Origin of the sequence: Chryseobacterium soli (assembly GCF_000737705.1) — a bacterium.
Classification (GTDB): domain Bacteria; phylum Bacteroidota; class Bacteroidia; order Flavobacteriales; family Weeksellaceae; genus Chryseobacterium; species Chryseobacterium soli.
On record NZ_JPRH01000007.1, the window covers coordinates 37,737 to 61,688 of the forward strand.

At 34.0% G+C, this 23,952-nt stretch carries 23 protein-coding genes; all 23 read left to right on the top strand.

Going from position 1 to position 23,952, the window contains the following annotated elements; genetic code table 11:
- The first annotated feature begins 11 nt into the window (after window positions 1-11).
- Complete coding sequence (locus IW15_RS15580) at window positions 12-575, top strand: YeeE/YedE family protein (RefSeq protein ID WP_034713203.1); 564 nt, start codon at window positions 12-14, stop codon at window positions 573-575.
- Window positions 576-586: 11 nt separating this feature from the next.
- The gene (locus IW15_RS15585) at window positions 587-1,069 is read left to right on the top strand and encodes a DUF6691 family protein (RefSeq protein ID WP_034713205.1); all 483 of its coding nucleotides are present in this window, start codon (window positions 587-589) and stop codon (window positions 1,067-1,069) included.
- A gap of 400 nt (window positions 1,070-1,469) precedes the next feature.
- The gene (locus IW15_RS22100) at window positions 1,470-2,933 is read left to right on the top strand and encodes a helix-turn-helix transcriptional regulator (RefSeq protein ID WP_165585207.1); all 1,464 of its coding nucleotides are present in this window, start codon (window positions 1,470-1,472) and stop codon (window positions 2,931-2,933) included.
- A 392-nt stretch (window positions 2,934-3,325) separates the two neighbouring features.
- Window positions 3,326-4,246: a hypothetical protein gene (locus IW15_RS15595; protein WP_034713206.1), complete on the top strand. Its 921-nt coding sequence runs from the start codon at window positions 3,326-3,328 to the stop codon at window positions 4,244-4,246.
- 10 nt (window positions 4,247-4,256) lie between these two features.
- Window positions 4,257-5,168, top strand: a complete 912-nt coding sequence (locus tag IW15_RS15600) for a hypothetical protein (protein ID WP_131368573.1) — start codon at window positions 4,257-4,259, stop codon at window positions 5,166-5,168.
- 148 nt (window positions 5,169-5,316) lie between these two features.
- A complete protein-coding gene (locus IW15_RS15605; RefSeq protein ID WP_131368574.1) occupies window positions 5,317-6,282 on the top strand; it encodes a hypothetical protein in 966 nt (321 codons plus the stop codon).
- Window positions 6,283-6,466: 184 nt separating this feature from the next.
- Complete coding sequence (locus tag IW15_RS15610) at window positions 6,467-7,822, top strand: tetratricopeptide repeat protein (protein ID WP_165585208.1); 1,356 nt, start codon at window positions 6,467-6,469, stop codon at window positions 7,820-7,822.
- Window positions 7,823-8,172: 350 nt separating this feature from the next.
- Window positions 8,173-8,604 carry a hypothetical protein gene (locus IW15_RS15615; protein WP_034713216.1) on the top strand — a complete coding sequence of 144 codons (432 nt, stop codon included), beginning with the start codon at window positions 8,173-8,175 and terminating at the stop codon, window positions 8,602-8,604.
- Entirely contained in the window at window positions 8,580-8,945 is a 366-nt protein-coding gene (locus IW15_RS15620; protein ID WP_228384378.1) for a helix-turn-helix domain-containing protein, read from the top strand. The genes IW15_RS15615 and IW15_RS15620 overlap by 25 nt, the downstream gene beginning before the upstream one ends.
- Before the next feature lie 194 nt (window positions 8,946-9,139).
- On the top strand, window positions 9,140-9,421 hold the full coding sequence (locus tag IW15_RS15625; protein WP_228384379.1) for a hypothetical protein: 282 nt from the start codon (window positions 9,140-9,142) through the stop codon (window positions 9,419-9,421).
- 182 nt (window positions 9,422-9,603) lie between these two features.
- Entirely contained in the window at window positions 9,604-13,953 is a 4,350-nt protein-coding gene (locus IW15_RS15630; protein ID WP_034713221.1) for a CusA/CzcA family heavy metal efflux RND transporter, read from the top strand.
- Window positions 13,954-15,111, top strand: coding sequence for an efflux RND transporter periplasmic adaptor subunit (locus tag IW15_RS15635; protein ID WP_394331248.1), 1,158 nt, complete (start codon window positions 13,954-13,956; stop codon window positions 15,109-15,111). It begins immediately after the preceding gene.
- Between the two features lie 48 nt (window positions 15,112-15,159).
- The gene (locus IW15_RS15640; RefSeq protein ID WP_034713226.1) at window positions 15,160-15,627 is read left to right on the top strand and encodes a heme-binding domain-containing protein; all 468 of its coding nucleotides are present in this window, start codon (window positions 15,160-15,162) and stop codon (window positions 15,625-15,627) included.
- 656 nt (window positions 15,628-16,283) lie between these two features.
- Window positions 16,284-16,601: a hypothetical protein gene (locus IW15_RS15645; protein ID WP_131368575.1), complete on the top strand. Its 318-nt coding sequence runs from the start codon at window positions 16,284-16,286 to the stop codon at window positions 16,599-16,601.
- Window positions 16,602-17,196: 595 nt separating this feature from the next.
- Window positions 17,197-18,291 (top strand): hypothetical protein, encoded by a 1,095-nt coding sequence (locus IW15_RS15655; RefSeq protein WP_131368576.1) that lies wholly within the window; start codon window positions 17,197-17,199, stop codon window positions 18,289-18,291.
- 99 nt (window positions 18,292-18,390) lie between these two features.
- Window positions 18,391-18,822: a transposase gene (locus IW15_RS15660; RefSeq protein ID WP_034713236.1), complete on the top strand. Its 432-nt coding sequence runs from the start codon at window positions 18,391-18,393 to the stop codon at window positions 18,820-18,822.
- A complete protein-coding gene (locus IW15_RS15665; protein WP_034713239.1) occupies window positions 18,809-19,024 on the top strand; it encodes a hypothetical protein in 216 nt (71 codons plus the stop codon). Before IW15_RS15660 ends, IW15_RS15665 begins: the two co-directional genes overlap by 14 nt.
- Window positions 19,005-19,331 carry a hypothetical protein gene (locus IW15_RS15670; protein WP_034713242.1) on the top strand — a complete coding sequence of 109 codons (327 nt, stop codon included), beginning with the start codon at window positions 19,005-19,007 and terminating at the stop codon, window positions 19,329-19,331. Before IW15_RS15665 ends, IW15_RS15670 begins: the two co-directional genes overlap by 20 nt.
- Before the next feature lie 468 nt (window positions 19,332-19,799).
- A complete protein-coding gene (locus tag IW15_RS15675; RefSeq protein WP_228384380.1) occupies window positions 19,800-20,477 on the top strand; it encodes a helix-turn-helix transcriptional regulator in 678 nt (225 codons plus the stop codon).
- A gap of 533 nt (window positions 20,478-21,010) precedes the next feature.
- A complete protein-coding gene (locus tag IW15_RS15680; RefSeq protein WP_228384381.1) occupies window positions 21,011-21,529 on the top strand; it encodes an SRPBCC domain-containing protein in 519 nt (172 codons plus the stop codon).
- 79 nt (window positions 21,530-21,608) lie between these two features.
- Complete coding sequence (locus IW15_RS15685) at window positions 21,609-22,076, top strand: hypothetical protein (protein WP_034713247.1); 468 nt, start codon at window positions 21,609-21,611, stop codon at window positions 22,074-22,076.
- 148 nt (window positions 22,077-22,224) lie between these two features.
- On the top strand, window positions 22,225-23,007 hold the full coding sequence (locus IW15_RS15690) for a helix-turn-helix domain-containing protein (protein WP_034713249.1): 783 nt from the start codon (window positions 22,225-22,227) through the stop codon (window positions 23,005-23,007).
- 125 nt (window positions 23,008-23,132) lie between these two features.
- Window positions 23,133-23,927, top strand: coding sequence for a carboxymuconolactone decarboxylase family protein (locus tag IW15_RS15695; protein ID WP_034713522.1), 795 nt, complete (start codon window positions 23,133-23,135; stop codon window positions 23,925-23,927).
- Window positions 23,928-23,952: the final 25 nt, after the last annotated feature.

The following is a 23,952-nucleotide window of genomic DNA, read 5'->3' on the forward strand; positions in this document are numbered from 1 at the left end:
AATTAAAAATAATGTTAGATATAATAAAAGAACCCTGGCCTTGGTATATTGCAGGTCCGCTGATTGGCCTTACCGTTCCGGCTTTATTAATGTTAGGTAATAAATCTTTTGGGATCAGTTCTTCTTTGCGACATATTTGTGCAGCCTGCATTCCTGCCAATGTGAATTTTTTCAAATACGACTGGAAAAAAGAATCCTGGAATTTATTTTTTGTTGTAGGAATTTTCTTCGGAGGAGTGATTGCCGCTCATTTTCTTATGAATCCAGGAGAAATTATAGTTAGTTCTAAACTTAAAGCAGAATTGGCAACCTACGGCATTACCGATTATAGCAATCTTGTCCCGACACAACTGATGAATTTTGAAAGTCTGTTGACGTTAAAAGGCTTTATCCTGATGGTCATCGGTGGATTTTTGGTTGGTTTCGGAACCCGATATGCCGGAGGCTGCACAAGCGGACACGCCATAATGGGGCTTTCTAACCTGCAGTGGCCATCATTAGTAGCAACAGTTTGTTTTATGATTGGTGGTTTTTTCATGGCAAATATCATTCTGCCAATTATTCTTTCACTCTAAATATATTAATAATGACAAAAGAAAAAGATATACATCATCAGGACAGTATTTGTATCAACGAAAGCCAGATTCAACACAGGTGGTATCACAATTTAAAATACCTAATTGTTGGTATTTTGTTTGGAATTGTTTTTGTAAAAGCTGAAATTATCAGTTGGTTCAGAATTCAAGAAATGTTTCGTTTGCAGTCGTTTCATATGTATGGAGTAATCGGAAGTGCGGTTTTCACAGGAATGATTTCTGTCTGGCTGATTAAAAAATTCAAAATAAAAACCGTTTATGGAGAACCTATTTCAATTGCTGCTAAGACATTCAATAAAGGACAAATTTATGGTGGATTGATTTTCGGTTTCGGCTGGGCCATTACAGGGGCTTGTCCCGGACCTCTTTTTGCACAAATCGGGACAGGAACTTTTGCGGTTGTTATCACTTTGTTGAGCGCTGTTTTAGGGACTTGGGTGTATGGATACTTCAGAGATCAATTGCCACATTAATCTGTAGAATATCATTTGAAAATTCTACTATAGCAGGAAGTAATGATTCAGAGAATGCGTATCCTGAATCATGCTGCTGCAGAATCATTCAGATATGATAACCCAATAAAAACTATGAGATTGAAAAAGCAACAGTAATTAAAAACACTATCAATCACTTTTTAGGCTCATTCAATAATCAAATAGCCACTTTTAGGATTGTATTAATTAAATCAATGGCCGGTTACCAATCTTTCATTTTTATGCAGTTATGTAATTGTGATAATTAATATTTATACATATTCATTTTTTTTATGTAAATAATTAATTAAAATGATGCTATTTCTGTATTTTATACTTATAAAATAGATAAATTTACAGATTTCATTATATATCTACTCCATTTAAAAATGTGATGTTTATGAAACCATGTCTACTCAAAAAGATAAATTATTCAATCATTAAAAGAGCAAATTTAATACTGCTTTTTATTCTGCTTTTTTTTGTTTTTGAATTTAAAGCCCAATCTAATGTCATTGAAATTGATAGCGTGCAAACCAAGGCCTTTAGTAAGATGGTAAAAGAAGGTGATTTTAATGGAGTGATTGTACAGGAAAGAAAATTTATTGAAGCAAGTAAAAAAATAGATTATAAAAAAGGTGAAATTAGAGGATGCATCAATATTGCCAGTATTCTGAATGCAATGAAGAGAAACCAGGAAAGTTTGAAATTTCTCGAAATTGCGGCAGTAAAACTTAAAAAAGAAGAAGATGATAATGAATTGTTGGCTTATTTACATTATACCTATGGTAAAAACTATTACTCATTGGCGTTATATGAGCGTTCCATCAAGTCCTTTAATATAGCTTTGGAGTTTGCTGAAAAAATCAAAAACAGAAAAGAACGGGAAAAAAGAATTTATTCTATTTATGACTGGAAAAGATCGAGCTTTGAATTTCTGGGAATGATGGATTCTGTATACAGTACTGAGCATAAATGCATGAGGTCTCCAATGCCTATGCTGTATATTACTATTGCAGAAAGGCATTATAAAGACCATAATATTGATTCTGCGGAGTATTACGTTAATAAAGCAAATGATTTACTGTTCACAAAACAGATTCCACTTGAGGGCAAGGCTAATGTCTTACGGGCTTTTGGCAGGTTGAATATAGAGAAGCGGAATTATGGTAAAGCTCTGGAATACCTGCTAAGTTCTTTAAAAATTACTCAGAAAGCCAAGCTAAGAAGTAGAGACTTAGAATCCTATAAACTAATTGCAGAGGCGTATAAGGGACTTAATAACCTTGATAAGGAAAATGAATATTTATCAAAATATTCTAAATTGAATGATAGCTTACAAAAAGAAACAAAAGCAGTTGTTAATACGGTTATTGAGAAAATGCTTACTGAGCAGGAAGAAAATGAAAAAAGAACCCATCGCAATCTTTATTATATTATTTTCACTATTATTTTTATCAGTGCTATTGTAATTTACCTTATTTATAAAAGGTATAAAACCCGGCAAAAACTAAAAGATGCTGTAATAGATCAGAAGGTACTTGAGTCGGAAGAACTTAAACGAAAATTGGATAATAGATATGAAGAATTGATTCATCTTGCTATACATTCTGATCCTTCTTTCATAAACAGATTTAAAGAATTATATCCCGAATTTTATGATAATCTTACTTCAAAATATCAGAATCTTACCTTAAATGATTTGAAGCTATGTGCTTTTATAAAGTTAAATTTTTCTAATAAAGAAATCGCAGAGTATGACCACATTTCAGTAAGGACTGTTGAATCAAAAAAATACCGGTTACGGAAAAAATTGAACCTTTCCGGTGATATAGATTTTAATAAATGGGTTATGGAACATTAATGAATTCTTGTGTTTAAACTAAAGTATTAAAAAAACAAACAAAGAAGGGTTAATTTAAAATACTGTTAATCAAATTATTAATTGTTGCAGTGCAAATGCAGTATCAACTTTTTTAAACCATTATTATAGATTTGTTACGAAAATTTTAAGCAAACAGCATCCAATTCTACATTCATTCAAAACAGCTGTTTGTTATAAAAATTAATAAACACTAACTGATTATTTAAGCGATGGAAAAAATATTTTACTGTATCCCGGTCATTTATCATTTGAACGAAGGTGTGTTTTCTGTCTTCGTATCTGTCGTACATAAAGATATTATATACAACAGAATTTAGACCATACTGGTTCATTTTCTACAATGTTACCTTATTAACCTAAAACAGCATAGAATGAAAAAAATACTATTTTTTGCAAGTGTACTGATGTCACCATTTGTACTTGCGCAAGTAGGCATTAATGAAATTAATCCCTCGGCCACCTTAGATATTAAATCTAAAGGAAACACGAATGCAACTAAAGCACTTGAAGTAAACAACTCCAGTGGAACAGAAATTTTTACTGTTCTTGACAACGGAAATGTCGGAGTCAATGTTGCTAATCCCACGGCAAAGCTGCATACTAACGGAAGTATAAGGTATGAGAACCTTCCCATTGTTTCCGGAAGTTTATCTCCTCTGGCTATAAAGAGTGATGGAACAGTTGGAACATATGTTCCGGAGCCCACCAAATATCTTTATATGGAGATGGCATCATCCGTTACAACATCTGGTTTCCCACTTTCAGATACAGGGGTTTACACCAATATTCCACTTACTTCTGCCCAATCCGTTACTAATACCATTACTGCCGGATTCGGTACTGATGCTTCGGCTACTTTAAATGTAAACAGTACTGCTATTTCATCCTCAAATGTAAGATATCTCTCATTTCCGGATCCCGGTGTGTACAAAATAAATCTAACTTATTATACATCCTGTACCGGAAGCCCTGCAGATTCTTCAAATAACATGCTGGGAATAGGAACAGCTTTATTCAAGGCAAGTTCTGCAAGTACCAGTTACAGCAGGCAGGCTGTAGTACGTTATAATGGTTTATCCAGAAGAAATGACACCGGTACTGTCATTGCCGGTCCTTACAATTTTGCACTTCCCCACACTGTTTTCTTGATATTTGAAACAACGGCTGCAAACGAAAAAATAGCACTTTTTGTAAACTACGGCTTTGGAGATACTTTTACTTCAAATGTTTGCTCTTTTGCCACACCTCCCGGTTTATCCAATAAGATAACAATGAATATTTCTAAATTATGATTCACTAATGATGAAAAAGTTTTTTTTAATAACTCTAATTTCGGTTTGTGCTGAGGTGTGGGGACAGATGGGGATTAATACAAGTAATCCTTCAGCGGCTTTAGATATTATTTCAAATGGGAATACATTGGGAACGAAAGCTTTAGAAGTTAATAATTCAGATAATTCGGAATTATTCAAAATTCACAATAACGGTAATACTGGTATTAATATAGGAACTTCTTCACCTACTGATTTATGGCATGTAAAGACAGATATAAAGCACGAAAATCTACCTGTTTTGTCATCTCCTTATAGTCCGTTGGCCGTTGATGCTGCCGGGGCGGCTAAAGTTAAGCCTACATCAACCCAATATTTTTATTTTAAACGGAGCTCATCCTTTGGTAACTTTTCACTTTACAATACAAATGTTTACACCAACATACCTTTTCCAGCCGGATCAGACGTCCAGGGCAATACAGCAGGTTTTGGATTCGGAACAGATGCTTCAGGAACTGTTAATGCTCAGTCTGTAAGCAGTATCAGCTATTTAACAATCCCTGAACCGGGTGTTTATCTTTTTGAGATGTATCAAACTGCATACTGTAATGGGCTGCCAACAACATCTTCGAATACTGGACAAGTGGCTATAAATACATTATTTGCAACAGCTGGCAATGGAAGTTCTGTTTATTCTACTAATACAATTTTCAGGGATTATGCTATAGCCCGAAGAAATGCATCGGGAGGAATTCACGTTAATAGCTATGCTTATGCAAATCCACAAAAGCTTGTTGTAGCTTACCAAAGTACTGCTGCGAACGAAAAAGTAGCTTTATTTGTTAACTATGCAGGAGGAGACAGCTACAGTACCCAGTCATGTTTTATGAATCAGCCCAATGGAAGTGATAATTATGGATACTTAATTGTAACTAAGCTTTAAAATAGGCAAATACCCTAATGAAGATTCTAAAAACAAATGAAAAAAAATAGTATTTAATATTTCCTGTCACTCTTTTCCCAGATAGAGTACTATACAAGGGTTTCAAATTCAGGTATTTAATATTCTAAACACACAAAGATTAAACAAAATGAAAAAATCATTACTTTACTTAAGTCCATTCGTATTTACTGCGTTATTGCATGCGCAAGTTGGAATAAATACTGCTATACCAAGAAGTACACTTACCGTCAATGGATCTTTTGCCGGCCAGTATAAATTGTCCTCTACATCGACGACATTAGGAGCTAGCGATTTTTATATGGCATTTAACGGTAGTACTGCCGCTACATTTACCTTGCCTGCTGCTACTGCCGCTGCACCGGCAGCAGGAAATATACAGGGAAGAGTCTATTACATTAAAAATACAGGAAGTGCGCAGCTTACTATCGCAGCCAATGGGACTGAGCTCATTGATAATCAGACAGGTTCTGGAGTAGCCAATTTTAAGCTCAATCCAGCTGGGTATGCTATGCTGATTAGCAGGGGCACTGTTTCTGGAACAACCTGGGAATTGTCCACCTTTATTGATAAAACTACATCAACTATTGCTGCACTTGGAGCTACTGACCAGGTAACCTATACTGGAACTGCCTTCACAAACTTTAATAACAGTATTCCCCAGATTGTTCCTTTTGCATTAGGTGATATGATTGTCAATCAGGGCGGATCAGTAACATGGAATGACGCAGGGGATTACTGGCAGATATTGGAATCAGGTGTCTATAAAATAGAAGGCTATGCTTATTTCGGAAGCGGTGGAGCGCCATCCGGCACCAATCAATGGACAGGAATTAATCTCAATATCACTAAAAATGGTACTGCAATCTCCAATATTGTCGGCGGGAACAGAGGGAACTTCAGTAATACTGTTGCCCAGATTGCCAATTCACCAATTAATGTTAATTGCATCGTCCATTTGAATGCGGGAGACCGTGTTTATTTAACAATGAATTACGGTGCAGGAGATTTCCCAACCACAAGCGTTCGGATTGCAGTACCAAATTCATTGATAGAAAACAGGAATTTTTCAATGCAGCAGCTGTCTGTACCTTAATGAATCTTTTTTCATCCTGAGATTATATTTTCAGGTTGAAAAATATTGAGAAGAGAGATAGCCAATAACACTTTTATTCTTAGAAAATATGAAGTTGTATATATGTATTGTTTTTATGATTACATCATTTTTCCATGCGCAAGCAAATAATGAGAAACAAATAGATCTAATACTTGAAAATTCCTTGAAAAACTTTAATGAAATAAAGTTTAATGAATCACTGAAAAAAGCAAACCATGCCCTTAAGATCGCTGAAAAGATCAATTATTCAAAAGGAAAAGCGGCTAGCTGTATTTATATCGCTAAAGTTTTACTTGAAGTTGGTGCTTATAATGAAGGTCTTTATTATTTAGAAAAGGCAGAACAGGAACCTTTTTTTGATACGGCAGTTAATTACAAAACAGAAGTCTGCCGCCTGCGGGGAAGAGCATACGGAAACCTTAAAATGTATCAGCTTGCTGGTAAAGAATTTCATAAGCAGATACAGTATTCCTATAAGATAAAGGATACTCTTAAAAGAAATTTTTCCCTTGTCTGGGGACATCAAAATTTGAGTCAGATTTTTGAGATGCAAAATAAAAAAGACTCTCTTTGGAAACACTTAAAAATTCAGGAGAGTATTTTAAAAAAAATGAATGAAAAAGAAGTGTACCACATGTTGTATACTACTTATACTCAAAAAGCTGATGAATATATTGCTGCTAATGATTTGCAAAGAGCAGAATTTTATCTTCAAAAAGCTTTTGGACTTCTAAAAAAGTATCATGTTTCCTATCAGCATGATGCCTTGGAGGTATTGGGTAAACTCATGGATAAGAATGGGAATAAAAAGAAAGCGATTGAATGTTATGAAAAAGCATTACAAAATGCTATTGCCATTGGAGATGGAGATGCGGAAAAACATCTTTATAAAGTCCTGGGTAATTATTATACTGAAAATAAATTTGATATAGCGAAAGCTAACGGATATCTGTATAAATATCAGAGTATAAGTGATTCTATTGATCTTCACAACAAGCAGGCAGTGGAAGCTGTACTCGCTCAGATTGTAGAAAAAAAAGACAAAGAAATCACAAGCAGTTTGCTTGACTATAAATATCTGAATACTTTAATTCTGATATGTTCTTTTTTAATTATTTCATTTTTTTATTTCAAAAGCAAAAGACAAAAGCTGCTACTTAAAAAGAAAGAACAGACGATTGAAGAAAAAAAGGTACTTACAGAGGAACTTACTGGGAGGCTTAATGATAAAAAATTTAATGAAGTAATTAGACTGGCAAAGAATTACAGTCCTGAATTTATTATCCTCTTTAAGGAAGTATATCCTGAATTTTATAATAATCTTACTTCAAAATACGAGAATCTTACTTTAAATGATATAAAGTTATGTGCTTTTATAAAGTTAAATTTTTCTAATAAAGAAATAGCAGAGTATGATCATATTTCATTGAGGACTGTTGAATCGAAAAAATACCGATTGCGAAAAAAATTAAATCTTTCTGCTGATATAGATTTTAATGTCTGGATAAGAAATATGTAATAATTTTATTTATATATCCACTACATACGGGAGCTTTATATGGTACCCGGTGACCATCTTTCTCAGTATTTATATAGTGAACTAGCATAAGAATATCACGGATAAGATGACCTACGGGAGGGTCTTTTAGCATGCATAAAAATTCTATTACTCTACTTTTTTTAAATTACAGAGTGAAAAAGTACATCTTCTACACTCTGTAATTCTTCTTAAGTTGAATCAATACAAAATTTAATAATATTAAATACAAATTTAACTTGCATCAATATCAGTTCCTTAACTAAATAAATGGCAACAAGTTACTCAAAGAAGTATTATGATAATTAAAATAATTTTATAAAATACTAAAAATGAATTTCAAGGAAATCCATATTGGGGAATTGATAGAAAAACGAGTTTCGGAAAAAGAAATAGAAGTTATAAGAATCGGTAAATTTCTTAATTGTACAGAAAATGAAATAACGGAAATGTACAAATCAAAAGATTTGAGTACAGAAATTTTATTACGATGGAGTAAACTTTTGGAATACGATTTCTTTAGAATTTATTCTCAGCATTTATTGCTCTATGCTCCGTCAAACAACAACTTGAATCAAAATATAATTAAAGGAAAAAAGAAATCTTTACTTCCCGTGTTTCGTAAGAACATTTATACGAAAGAAGTCGTTCTCTTTATTCTTGAAATGATTACTTCCGGTGAAAAAACCAAATCACAAATTATCATTGAATACAGAATTCCTAAAACAACACTTGACAATTGGATAAACAAATACAAAATATAAAACCGAATTACATAAAAATTTACTCGGATATTATACATAAAAAATTTCCGGAGAAGATGGACCAATGTAAAAACATACTTCAAAAAGAAAGTTTATCGGAGTTGGATATCTTAGAACTCAACCAAAAGATTTTTGGTAATTCAGAACTTGATGCAGAGCTATTCAATCAGAGACACCGCGCATATAATGAAACAGCTATTAAACAAATATTGAAATATCAGAGTAAAAACAAATGTAATAATACAGAATTAGCAAGGTATTTCAAATTAAGCAGAAATACAGTTACAAAATGGAAAAAATTATTTATTGAGAAAAATAATAATTTAGAAAACAGAGATTGATTATATCTTTTAACGTTAATGAAAATCTGATATCTGACATGAATAAAGAGGTTATTTAAAATCATTCTGAAAAGAAAAAAAACTAATTTTGTATTGTGAGAAAGTTCATTTCCATAATATTACTTTCCTTTTATCTGGTTTCGACAACTGAGTTATATCAGTTGCTGAAAATTCCTGTCCTTATAGAGCATTTTATGGAACACAAGGAACAGAATGCAGAAATGACTCTTATGTCTTTTCTTAAGATGCATTATGACCATCCTGTCAAAGATGCGGACTATCAGACCGATCAAAAGCTACCTTTCATCGTTCATTCTTCTCCCCTTACTCTTCTTTTTACCATAAGTCCTAATATCACATTTGAGGTCAAAAAGCAGATCATAACAGATCATCACGAGAAAATTTATTCTTATGATGAACCTTTTTATGATAAAGATGCTATAAATTCTATATGGCAGCCTCCTAAATACTGTTAATCATTTCCGTATGTTTTTACGGTTCAACACATTTGCGTTGGGCTCTTATCCTGCTGTGATTTGGCTGGACTTAATCACCTCATGTTTTCTTGTTCTTTTGATAAGAATAGGAGTTTACATGCTTTTCTGGCAGGAATAGGAGCAAATACTATTTATTTCAAATAAGATTAACAGAATTATTTATGCTTACAAAAATCATTGAGTTTTCTGTAAAGAATAAACTCATTATAATACTATTGGTTTTTGGACTGATCGGTGTAGGAACCTATCAGGTAACCCAGTTGCCAATAGATGCAGTGCCTGATATTACCAATAATCAGGTTCAGGTGATAACAACCGCTCCCTCATTCGGAGCGACTGATATCGAAAGACTCGTTACTTTTCCCATAGAACAGGTCAATAGTAATATTTCAGGGTTAAAAGAAATCCGCAGTTTCTCGCGGTTTGGCCTTTCACTGGTTACTATCGTTTTTGATGATGATATAGATGTTTACTGGGCGAGACAGCAGGTTGCAGAAAGGCTGCAGCAGGTGCAGAATCAAATCCCTCCGGATATAGGAACCCCCACGCTGGGACCTATTTCAACAGGACTGGGTGAAATTTATCAATATGTTGTCCGCCCCAAAAAGGGATATGAAAGCAAATATGATATTACGGAGCTTCGTACCCTGCAGGACTGGATTGTCAGGAGACAGTTGCTTGGAGTAAAAGGAGTTGCGGAAGTCAGCAGTTTTGGCGGAAAGCTAAAGCAATATGAAATTTCAGTAAATCCTGATAAACTGAATGCGTACGGAATTACCATTACGGATGTTTTCGATGCCTTGAAAACCAATAATCAGAATACGGGCGGCTCTTATATAGAAAAAGGACCTACGGTTCTATACATACGAAGCGAAGGGTTAGTTGGAAATCTTGACGATATCAAGAATATTTCTATCTCCACCAAGAACAATGATGTCCCTTTATTTATAAGAGACATTGCAGATGTGAGGTATGGGTATGCAACAAGATTTGGAGCAATGACCTATAATGATAATGGTGAAGTTTCTGGTGCTATTGTGATGATGCTCAAAGGAGAAAATAGCAGCGAGGTTATTAAAAATGTAAAAGCTAAGATTCTGCAGATCCAGAAAACTTTACCCGAAGGAGTTGTGATAGAGCCTTTCTTAGACAGAACTAAAATGGTAAACAATGCCATTGGTACTGTTGAAAAAAATTTAATGGAAGGTGCCTTGATCGTGGTTTTCGTACTTGTTTTGTTTTTAGGAAATTTCCGTGCAGGTTTATTAGTAGCCTCAGTCATTCCTCTGTCGATGCTTTTTGCAGTATGTATGATGAATCTTTTTGGGGTAAGTGGTAATTTAATGAGTCTGGGAGCACTTGATTTCGGATTGATTATAGACGGAGCTGTGATTATTGTAGAATCGGTCATGCATCAGTTTACCCATAATGCCAAATTCCGGAAAGCGCTGTCAGTTTCAAAACAGGAAATGGATACCATAGTCATAGATTCTGCTGGAAAAATGATGAACAGTGCTGTTTTCGGACAGATCATTATTCTTATTGTCTATCTGCCAATTTTAACGCTGCAGGGTATCGAAGGTAAAATGTTTAAACCGATGGCACAGACCGTGGCCTTTGCCTTATTAGGAGCATTTCTTCTCTCGCTTACCTATATTCCGATGATGAGTTCTATTATTTTAAGCAAAAAAATAAACCACAAAATGAACTTCTCAGACCGTTTGATGGCAAAAGCTGAGAGAATGTATCGTAAGACTTTGTTGAAGGTATTAAGAGTTCCGAAAACCATTTTCAGTATTGTCATGGTTCTTTTTATTCTTGCCGTTGTGGTTCTGAGCAGAATGGGAGGTGAATTTATTCCATCCCTGGAGGAAGGTGATTTTGCTGTAGATACCAGAGTTTTGCCTGGAAGTAATCTCAAAACCACGATTGGAAGTACACAAAAAGCAGCACACATTCTTAAAACCCGGTTTCCGGAAGTTCAGAAAGTGGTAACCAAAATAGGAAGTGGGGAAGTTCCCACCGATCCAATGCCTATGGATGCTTCTGACATGATGGTAATTCTGAAAGATAAAAGCGAATGGACTTCCGCCAAAACCTTTCCGGAGCTTTCCGGGAAAATGAGTAAAGCCTTAGAAGATGTTCCGGGGATTACAGTCGGCTTTCAATATCCCGTTCAGATGCGTTTTAATGAATTGATGACAGGAGCTAGACAGGATGTTGTTCTGAAGATATTCGGAGAAAATTTAGAAACATTGGTTAAAAATGCCAATCAGCTTGGGAAAATAATAAATACAGTGAAGGGAACCCAAAATCTCTATATTGAACCTGTTTCAGGTCTTCCGCAAGTTATTATTCAGTACAACAGAGCTGTTATAGCGCAGTATCATCTGTCTATTGGAGATATTAACAGAGTTATCAATACCGCTTTTGCAGGGCAAAGCACGGGCCTTGTTTTTGAAGGGGAAAAGCGCTTTGATCTGGTGGTCAGATTAAACAGCAATGACCGTAAGAATCTGGAAGATGTAAAGAATTTACTGGTTCCCACGCCAGCTGGCAACCAGATTCCGCTTTCACAGCTTGCCAATATCGACATCAAAGATGGTCCTAACCAAATCCAGCGTGAGAACGGACAGCGGAGAATTGTGGTAGGTTTTAATATCAAAAACCGAGATGTTCAGGGGATTGTAGAAGAACTTCAGGCTAAGGTGGACAAACAGCTGAAGCTTCCTCCGGGATATTACGTCACGTACGGAGGCTCTTTTGAAAACCTTAAAAATGCCAAAACCAGGCTGATGATTGCAGTACCGATTGCTTTGGTTTTAATTTTCGTGCTGTTGTTTCTTGCTTTTAATTCGGTTAAAGAAAGTCTTTTGATTTATACGGCGATTCCACTTTCTATTATTGGAGGAGTGTTCTTGCTGGCTGCCAGAGGAATGCCTTTCAGTATCAGTGCCGGTGTAGGATTTATTGCTCTTTTTGGAGTGGCTGTCCTTAATGGAATCGTACTGATTTCAGAATTCAACAGATTGTACAAAAACGGAATTAAAAATATTGTGAGAATTGTTGTTGATGGGGGAGAAGCAAGATTAAGACCTGTTCTGATGACTGCATTTGTTGCTTCACTGGGATTTATCCCGATGGCAGTAAGTAACGGAGCAGGAGCAGAAGTTCAGAGGCCACTCGCTACGGTGGTAATTGGGGGTCTGTTGATTGCAACTTTGCTTACTCTTTTTGTGCTTCCTCTGCTTTATGTAACTATTGAAAAAGGATTTAAGATGAAAAATAATCGAAAAAATAGAATAACACCCGTTCTTATCATTTTTCTTGTTTTAACAGGAAGTACTATGAAATCTCAAACTAAAATCACTTTAAATGAAGCTGTTGATATAGCTTTGAAAAATAACAGAGGCCTGAAAAGTGAAAAATTAAAAGCAGAATATGCCAAAGCACTGATCAAATCTTCTTCAGATATTCCTCAGACGGGAATTTCTGCAGATTACGGACAGATTAACAGTGCGTATCGTGATATGAAGTTCGGGATTTCCCAAAACATTGCATTTCCCACCGTTTACAAAAGACAGAAAAATCTGTACACTGAGGAATGGAAAAAAAGTGAACTCAATATTTCATTGAAAGAATATCAGCTGAAAAAAGGGGTAACCCTTACATTCTACAATATGCTGTATTGGCAGGAAAAGGTAAAAATTCTGAATGAATCATTAGATTTTTATTCTCAATTTCTGGACAAAGCAACTTTAAGATTGAAAAGTGGAGAGAGTAATGTCTTAGAAAAAGCGACTGCTGCCAATCAAAAATCAGCTATTGAAATCCAGATTAAGCAGGTAAAACAGGAACTTAGAACTTTGCAGCTGCAGTTGCAATGGCTTCTTAATTCAGAAACAGAATTAATTCCCGAGGGAGACCGCGTTTTTTCTCCTTCCGGTTTGCAAAGTGATGTTTCCGGTAATCCATTTTTAAAAATATTAGAACAGCAAAAAAATATATCTGTGCAACAAACTGCTTTGGAAAAAGCCAGATTATTACCGGGACTGCAACTCGCCTATAACCTGAATAGCTTTCGCGGAATGGGTGCGGATGACAAAGTGTACAATGCGTCACCTCAATTTCACTCTTTTCAGCTGGGAGTTTCTGTTCCTATATTTTCGGGAAGCCAGAAAGCAAGAATTGAAGCTTCAAAAATTGCTGAATCGGTCATTCAAAATGATTGGCAAAATGCGCAGTTTACATTAAATAATCAGTATAAAAAACTCTCAGAGATTCAGCAGAAAAACCTGGAAATTGTTTCTCAGTACGAGAAATATGAACTGAAAAATGCTGATACCATTCTTGAAACTGCTCAAAAACAGTTCATCAACGGAGAAATCAATTATCTGGAATTTGTAATGCTTGCCAATCAGGCGATCAGTATTAAAAATAATTATACAGATGCAGTTTGGAATCTTAATACAAGCATTGTTGAACTGGAATACATCACCTTAAATCAATAAATTATGTCAAAATTAATTCAAAATAAATACTCAGTTTTATTGATGGCTTTCCTCTTTTTTGCGGTCCAGTGCAATAAAAAAGAAGAAGCTGTAGTGCAGCTGGCCTCTCCCAAAGATGAAAGTAGGGTTGTACTTACCGATGCGCAGATCAGTAATACTCCCATAGAAACAATGTCGCTTTCTGTAAAGAATATTTCCACAATACTTAAAGTTAACGGGAAAATAGATGTTCCGCCACAGAATATGATTTCTGTAAGCGTTCCATTGGGAGGGTATCTGAAAAGTACTGACCTCTTGCCCGGAATGCAGGTGAAGAAAGGGCAGGTGATTGCTGTTATTGAAAATCCTCAGTTTATCCAGCTTCAGCAGGATTATCTGATGGCAAAATCAAAACTTCATTTTGCAGAACTGGATTATAACAGACAGAAAAAGCTAAACCAGAGCCAGGCAAGCAGTGATAAAGTAATGCAGCAGGCTCAGTCTGAAATGAACAGCCAAAGGATCATGATGAATACTTTGGCAGAGCAGCTTCAGCTCGTCAATATCAATCCGGGAAGTTTAACATCAGGAAACATTAGGAAAAGTGTTCCGGTATACAGTACAATCAATGGTTTTGTGAGCAAAGTACATGTGAATATAGGGAAGTTTGTCAATCCGTCTGATGTTTTATTTGAACTTATTAATCCCAATGATATTCATCTGAATCTTAAAGTGTATGAAAAAGACCTTGAAATGTTGAAGATAGGACAAAGATTTACAGCATATACCAATACACAGCCGGATAAAAAATATGATGGAGAAATCATTCTGATCAGCAAAGATATCAATGCAGACGGAACAGCAGATGTACATTGCCATTTTGAGCAGTATGATCAGAACCTGACTCCAGGAATGTATATGAACGCTGAGATTCAGACTGAAACATCATTTTCCAATGCACTTCCTGAAGAGAGTATTGTCAGTTTTGAAGGTGAAAACTATGTTTTTGTTCAGGAAAAGAAGCAAACTTATAAAATGATTCCTGTAATGTTGGGAGAATCTGAAAACGGTTTTGTCCAAATTAAAAATGTCGAGGTTTTTAAGAACAGAAAAATTGTTTCCAAAAATGCATACACACTTTTGATGAAACTTAAAAACACCGCAAGCGAAGAAGAATAATTCTGCTTGCATAATAAAAAAAATATAAATCCAAAAATCTAAGAAATAATGAATAAATCCTTTTTTACTACAAAAAATATATTGATCATACTATTGTTATTGTTCATTGGTATTCAGTTTATTGATGTTAAAAGAAATGTCAGTCCGAACCACTCTGCCAATGCCATTGAAAATTATTATACAATACCTGTTAAAGTTCAAACCATTTTGAAAACGAGCTGCTATGATTGTCATTCCAACAATACCTCTTATCCTTGGTACAGTAAGGTGCAGCCGGTGAAATGGTGGTTGTCTGATCATGTGGATTCCGGAAAAAGACATTTGAATTTTGATGAATTCAATACCTATAGCTCTGATAAAAAGCTTGAGAAACTAGATGAAATCGTAAAAACGGTAAAAGAGGGCGAAATGCCGCTTACTTCTTACACAGCTATTCACCAGAAGGCAAAACTTTCGCTGTCTGATCAATCGGAAATTGAAAAATGGGTAAATGAGACTAAAAAAGGAATTAAATGATTCTAGTAAGAAAAAGCTTGTTTTGTTAAAAAATGAAAATTATTCTTTCTATGAAAAATAAGAATAAAAGCCTTCAAATTATATTTGAAGGCTTTTATTAGTCTATAAAGATTTATATAATTGGTAACCTCAAAAGGTGAAATTGTTCTTTTATTTTTTTGAAGAAAACCGGGACACATCAAATTCTATTGTTTAAAACGCAATACGGGATATTATTTGTAGCAATGAATTGTACTATTTTGAAAATCATATTGTTTTATGTATATCATACTACTTCAAGTGAATTGCCCAATTTATCGGGAATATAAAATAGCCTCTTCAGCAGAAATTACTAATAAGTTTGATTTTCCGGATACCATAAATTTGAGTCTTTATTATCTTGAAATAGAATATACTTCTACAAGATTCTTGTCTAGGTCAGCATTTTGAGAATATCATATAAGTTCAAAATTAAAATACGTTACATGGTTTAAATTATTGATAATGAGTATTTTGTGTTTTTGTTGGATTTTTGATCGTATCTGTGTAGTATGCTCAAGTATACTGATAAAGTATCTGCAGCGTATCTCATTCCTTTATTACAGGTCAAAATAGAATTAATCTTGCACCTTAGTTCTCAAGAGGTGAAAATGTATTTAAAGAAAAGCAGTTACAGTATGAAAAAAGCATCAGGTATGCTTCTTTTACTATGCTCTTTTTTTAATATCAATGCACAATTATACATCGGAACAGGTGGTAGTCTACATGTAAAAGACAGTATTCTTTTTCAAACAGAGAAAAAAAATAGTCCGGTTTTATTCTATGTAGAAGACATCACTACAGTACATAATCCGGAACTAATTTCCAATATAAAAGTGGTTGTGCTTTCTTCTCCAATTCAAGAAAAGTCATCACCGGCCTCTTTTGCTAAAGCAGTAAGAAAATCTAAAAACAAGAAAACAGATAAGAAGGTTTTAAAATTGATTGCTAAATAGGAAATCTCTATATCTGAAAATGAAAGCTCTGTTATAGTTTCTCATGAGAAATCAGGAAATATTGCCATTATCATAACCAATCCTTTTAAGGAAAAACAAGGAGTACTACAGAATAAATATAAGATGTTTGCTGTATACGAAAATAAAGTTTTTCCAAAAAAATATTTCAAAGCAGGATTATTCGAAAGGACTTTTCTATTAGGGATACAGATCCGTCCTCCTCCTGTTACTCCTCCTTCTTTTAAATACACTATATAATAAAAACACAAAGTCAAATATATCAACTCAGGAAAGGAGTTATTATAACACTCTTTTCCATTCTTCTAAAAATTATTACACAAAATGATAAATAAATTTTATACAATCTTTGCATTAACGATTGCTTCGTTAGCTTTCGGACAGGTGGGTATTAATACACAAAATCCACAGGGCGTTTTCAATTATAGATGGTGGCAAAAACAATGCTGCCACAGGAACTCCCACTGCAGCACAACTAGCAGATGATTTTATTGTAACTAACAAAGCTGCTACAGGTATTGGTACATTGCCAAACAATTATGCTGCGTTAGATGTGAGTGCATCCAACAAAGGTATTTTGATACCAAGAATTGACTTAACATCTGCCACTTTGGATCTGAATGCAGATGGAGATAACAATATTGCCAATCAGCCAAAAGGATTATTGGTATATAATACAGCAAGCTCTCCAACTTCGCTTACAGAGGGGTATTTTTTCTGGAACGGTATGGAATGGAGAAGGATCGACAATAGATCTTCTGTTGCACCTAATGCGACATTACAATGTACACAAGCCTATCTGGATCCAGCACAGTCAATCACAGGTGGAACTGCTATTGGGGCAGGAACAATCCTCAAAATTCCGTATGTTCTCGGTAACGGTGGAAGCTATAATGGTGTGACTCTAACTTCTGTTGGGAATCCTTCAGTAACATCAACTCTAAGCGCGGGAACATTCGAACAAGGATCAGGCTCGTTGGTTTTCAATATAAGCGGAACACCTACTGCGGCACAACAGGCCCCTACAGGGATATCATTTGACCTTACCCCTTTTTATACGGCAAATCCATCAATTACCAATTCCTGCTCCAGTGTTACAGTAGGGAAGGAAGTTAGGGCTGATATACAGGTGTTGTCAACAATGGATTTTCTGAAATATGTTGTAGATCCAGGCACTAATACCAGAGGCTTTCAGGTAGCCCTTACTACTCCTGATGGTCTCTATACTGTGAGGGCATTTCTGAGACATAGTGACCAGACTTCAGGAACTGCTACCAATAATACCAATCAGGTACAAAATGCAGATGTACAGATAAGAAATAATGCAACAGCAAACAAAATTCTGATGTATAATCAGCTTGGAGGTTATGGAGGCGGAACTACAAATGATTCTGGAAATTCTGTTATGCTTCCTCCAAATCAATGGGGAGGAACAACTGATAATACATGGAATCAAGCCACAACATCAGTCAGAGGAAATTGGGCAGATCCGGGTATTTATCAGGGATCTAATAACGGCCCGGAATTTAGATATTACAGCTGGATAGAGCAAGGAGCTACAAAAACTGCTTATCTTGTAACTGTAATGGCAGGAGCTAATAGCGGGCCAACCGGAACTAATCCTAGTGATATGAAAGTATATATAAAAATAGAACAAATTAAGGCTCCTTAAATTTAGTTTATCCGGCAGATGCATTCATCTTCCGGTTTAAACATACATCTATACAATAAGGATAGACTAAAAATCTGTAGGATTCTAAAACACAAGCAAATGAACTTTAAAGAGATTCCAATAGGACCATTGATTGAAAAAGAAGTTGCAGCACGCGAGATAGAACTTTCCCGTATCTGTAATTTTATGAAATGTACAGAACAGGAAATAAAGGGAATGTACAAAGCAAAAAGTATAGAAACAGAAAATCTGTTGAAATGGAGCAAGCTATTAGAATATGATTTTTTCAGACTGTATTCACAGCATTTGATCTTGTATGCTCCGGCAAACAAAAGTGCAGAAAGTAAGAAATATAAAAAAACAATCTTACCTCAGTTCCGAAAAAACATGTATACAAAAGAAGTTATTAATTTCATTCTGAGACAAATGCAGTCAGGAGAAATGTCAAAAATTGAAGTAATAGAGCATTATAAAATCCCAAAAACAACTCTTTATAAGTGGATGAGCAAGTATAAAGATGAAAAAAAATAAATATAGTTATCTGATGGGAAAATCCAAAAAAGAGATAACAGAACTTCTTGAACAGGACTTTAACTACTATCCCGCCGATTTCTGGTTCTATATTTTGTCTAAGAGTTGGTTAGGAAGAACAAAGGCATTATTGATATATTTCAAAGAAGAAAAGGTATATGAAGTTAAAATAAAAACTACTTATGGAAAAATTAATCCCTGATTATAAGAGAATCTATACTGACATCATTATAAAAGATTTTCCGGATAAAAGAGATTGCTGTATGCGATTATTACAGAAAGAAAGCTTATCTGTTGTGGATATTATAGAATTGAATGAAAAAATTTTCGGTTTCCCGGACAAAGAAACTTTTGCAGCCAACCAAAGGCACCGTTCATATAGAAAAACAGATATTCTTAAAATACTTGATTATCAGAAAAAAAATCAACTCAACAATAAGCAGCTTGCCCTCCATTTTAAATTAAGCCGTAATACAGTAACCAAATGGAAAAAACGCTTTGTCGTATAAAAAAAGCACGTGGTTTTTTCTTTAATAGAAAGCATCCTGGGAATGCTATTTGAAGTTTCTTAAAAAAGATTTTAATCATAATTTATTGATATATAGTAGTCTATGAATTGTAGCGTTTTTTTTGATTTTACAGAAAATTAATTTTAAAACCTAAAGTTTATCAATAAATAAGTATTATCTTTTTACAATTATTTATAAAAAATGCTACGTCGAATATTGAATTATATAGAGAATCTACATATTGATCCCGATGCGGACAGATTTCAGCGACTTGACGCCCGAAGATTAAATTTATTTGCATTTTCTATAGGTGTTGTTTTGCTTTTGAGCGGATTCAGAGATTTACTGTTTGGATTCAAGAGTTATTTTTGGATTTTGTTTGTACTGGGGGCTATTTTTCTCCTTCTTTTCTTTTTTACAAAGGCTCGCCAAAATATGCTGGTATGCTTGGTCGGTATAGAACTGTCCATGCTGTTGGTTTTCTTTTTTTCATCCACTTCAGGTTTTGAAAATGGTTTATCATTATATTATTTTTTGCTCTTTACTGCTTCGCTTTTTATTTTTAATACAAGAAAAACATCGAAGTACATCATAATTGTTTTTGTTACTGCATTTGTTTTATTTCTCATAAGTCATTATTATGATTTCAGGATATTCAGTATTGGAAAGGCAGGAAATTTAGAGTTTTTAAAAAACCAGAGACTTGTTACTTTTATAATAGTGTTTTCAGGACTGTCGATTCTCGGATATTTTATAATATTAAAACACTTTATAGTCTTGGAATTATATCAGAAGGTTCTTAGGAGTGAAAAAATAATCTCTGATATGCGTGCAAAGCTTAACAGAAAAGACGATATGGATTTGGAGAATCTGGTAAAACTGGCCATGAATGATGATATTGCTTTCATACCCAAAATAAAATCTTCATTTCCAAATTTATATGATAACCTCATGGAAATAAATCCTGATATTACTTCCGAGGAGTTTAAATTATGTGCTCTTCTCAAGCTAGGCTTCACTACAAAAGATATAGCAGAATACAATCATATTTCTGTGCGTACCGTTCAGACAAGGAAAAGCAGGCTGAGGAAATCATTCGGAATATCTGCTGATACAGATCTTTACAAGTGGATAGATACTTTATAGTTTGGAGTAGATCCGTTTGATGATGAAATTCTTGGATTTCTTATTCTTATAAAGTTATTGTAAGTAATCCTGAATACGACATAAAAAATGTAGTGACTTTATGCAGCACCGCTGGAATGATAATCGGCTCTAATCATTTAAGACAAAGGTAAAAGATGTGAGCTATCACTGATCATCAGAATAATTTACTTTAAAAAAAACTATTTTAAAAATTACTTTTTCTTTACTTTAGTCTATGGCTTGTATAGATTTTCAAGGTATTCTTCACCATATAAATAGGTTAATTTTTCGCTTAATTTATATATAATTTAAGATAAAACGGTCTGCATCTTTTTCTTTGGCGCTGAGATAATGTTATGCTTTTTGATGGAATATGGAACTGTTGAATGCTCCATTTAATCAAATCTGCTTAAGGCTGTTTGGTAAGATAATTTCATAGAACAGAAGACAACTTTCGTAATTTCTTGATTTTTGTCAAGAGCAGAATAATTCTTCTGTTAGATCTTTGTAACGTATCTCAAAGACGAAATAAAATGAAATATTTAAAGACAATTATTTTAACAACCATTATTTTAACAATAGTTATTTTAATCACATTATTAAATACAACAGTAATGGAAAAAGAAATAAAAACAGAAATTTTAATCAATTCCACTCCTGAAAAAAGTTGGTCAATTCTCACCAACTTTGACAATTATCCGAATTGGAATCCATTCATAAAATCAATAAAAGGCGAAGTAAAAGTAGGAAACAAAATTACAGTAACTATAGAACCACCAGAATCAAAAGGAATGACTTTTAACCCAAAAATTCTTACATTTAAAAAGGATAAAGAATTAAGCTGGCTTGGTCATTTACTGTTTGCAGGACTTTTTGACGGCGAACATAAATTTGAACTTATTGACAACGGAAACGGAACAATAACTTTTAGGCAAAGTGAAAAATTTAAAGGAATACTTGTCCCATTATTTAAAAAACAACTTGATAACAACACAAAAAGAGGATTTGAAGAAATGAATAAAAAGCTGAAAGAATTGGCAGAACAGAAATAAATATTACCAATAAGAGTTTTATGCTTCGATTTTCCTCTGTACCATCAAGCTGTAAACATTGCAAGCTATAATATAAAGAATGATGAAGAAATACGTATTAATTATTTGTGTATTAACTGCAATTTCTTGCGAGAAAAAAGAAACTGCTAATGAAATAAATATTGAGCATTCAATACGACCAAAAAAAGAAAATAGAATTGTAGAAATCGTTTCTAAAAAAAACAAAGATATTGAAAGTGTACAACATGTTGACCGTCCGAATGAGAGTAAAATAATCAAATCGAAATTTGATATAAAATTACTTTTCGGAATTTGGACAAATGATCCTGAAGGACCTCACGCTGACTTTGACTTAAATAAAAAATCCTTTTATGTTGTAGATTATGATGGAAATGGAGATATGCCATACATCATAAACGAAGATTCTCTCAAAGTATACTATAATGATTTTGTGAGTGTTGGAATAATTAAAAAAGTGACAAAAGATACTTTGAAAATAGATTGGAACGAAAACGGAACAATTAATTACGTTAAATGGAAAGAATAAATACAGCATGTAACCCGGCTGACAATTGCCCGGCAAGACCCATAATGAACTATTCAAATGATATTTAAAATGCTAAACGAGAGAATGACAATTTCTCGAAAAGGATATAAGGAAGTGAGTAGCTATTGCAACAGAATGCCATACTAAAATGAAAACCTATCAAATTAACGACATAATTACTAACCTGGCGGAACCAGCAGCATACTATGTCGGCGTTTTTGAAGATACACCTGACCCTGATATTGAATGGCCGCACAAGCACAGCTTTTATTCAGTGATTTGGTTTACACAAGGAAGCGGAATAAATGTAATCGATTTTGATGAATACGAAATTCTACCAAACCGCATTTTCACAATTAATCCGGTACAAATTCACAATTGGAACTATTCAATTGACAGTCAGGGATATTTCTTATTAATCGAAGAACATTTTGCGAAACAAATGAACATTGATTTTTCATTCCCTTTTGTTGATTTAACAACAAATGACATTCCTTTTATTGAAGAAATATTCAAACGAATGTCCTTAAACAACAATCAATTAGTTGCTATTCCTTATCTGTTTTCACTTTTATTCAATTTCGAAACACATCATCACAAACTAAACAATACAATTATTCAGTATAAGAAACTGATTACTGAAAATTATGATAAAAATTTTACAATTGAGCAATATGCAGAAAAGCTCAACATCTCGACCGAAACATTAAACCAATTATGCAGAGAAGAAACAGGATTTACTGCCAAACAACTTCAATTGGATCTTAAAATAACGGAAGCCAAAAGACTTTTGCTTTATTCATCATTAAATACAAGTGAAATTGCTTTCCAGCTTGGATTTGAAGACGGTTCTTATTTTTCAAGGATTTTTAAAAAGAAATCCAATCTTTCACCTTCAAACTTTCAGGAAAAGTACCTGAAAAACCGATAGAAGTCCTAACATCATGTACCACTTTACCGCTAATTTTGGAAGAAAGAATGAAAGATACTATAATCATTTCGTTTTTACTTTTATTAATAGTGAAAGTAAACGGACAAATAAAATTATCGGAAAATATGCAATCAGAAAGATTTAAAAAAGGTTGGGGGAAACTCCAGGAAATTGATGGAGAAGCAGGAGAAAAAGTAATCGAAAGTCTTAAAGATATTTCGCCAGATTTAGGAATGTACATTATCGAATATGGTTTTGGGGACATCTATTCGAGAAACGGGCTTGACCTGAAATCCAAAGAAATTGCCGTTGTTGCAGCTTTAACAGCAATGGGAAATGCTGAACCGCAACTAAAAGTACATATCAATGGAGCATTAAATACAGGAAGCTCAATTAATGAAGTAAAGGAAGTGATTATGCAAATGTCCGTTTATTCGGGCTTTCCGAGTTGCATAAATGCAATGAACACCTTGAAAGGAGTTTTAGAAGAAAGGCAAAAGCACGGAATAAAAGACGAAGTGGGAAAAACCGCCGACAAAATAACAATGGACAGGTTAAAATTAGGAGAACAAGAATTAACAAAATTAGACAGTCTTCAGGTAGAGAAGTTAAAATCTGCATATAATGACTTTTCACCCGATTTGGTAAAATTCATGCTTGAGTACGGGTATGCAGATATATTTTCAAGAAACAATTTGAGTGAGAAATACAGGCAAATTGCAACAATTTCAGCTTTAACAGCTTTAGGAACCGCAAAACCGCAACTGAAATTTCATATCAACGCAGGTTTAAACATCGGTCTTACCGAAATCGAAATAAAAGAAATTATGATTTTGATGAGTATTTATTCAGGATTTCCGTCGGCTATTAACGGAACCAATATGTTAAAAGAAGTTTTAACTGAACGAACAAAAAAATAAAAACGAAAGCCATTTTGTTTCTGTT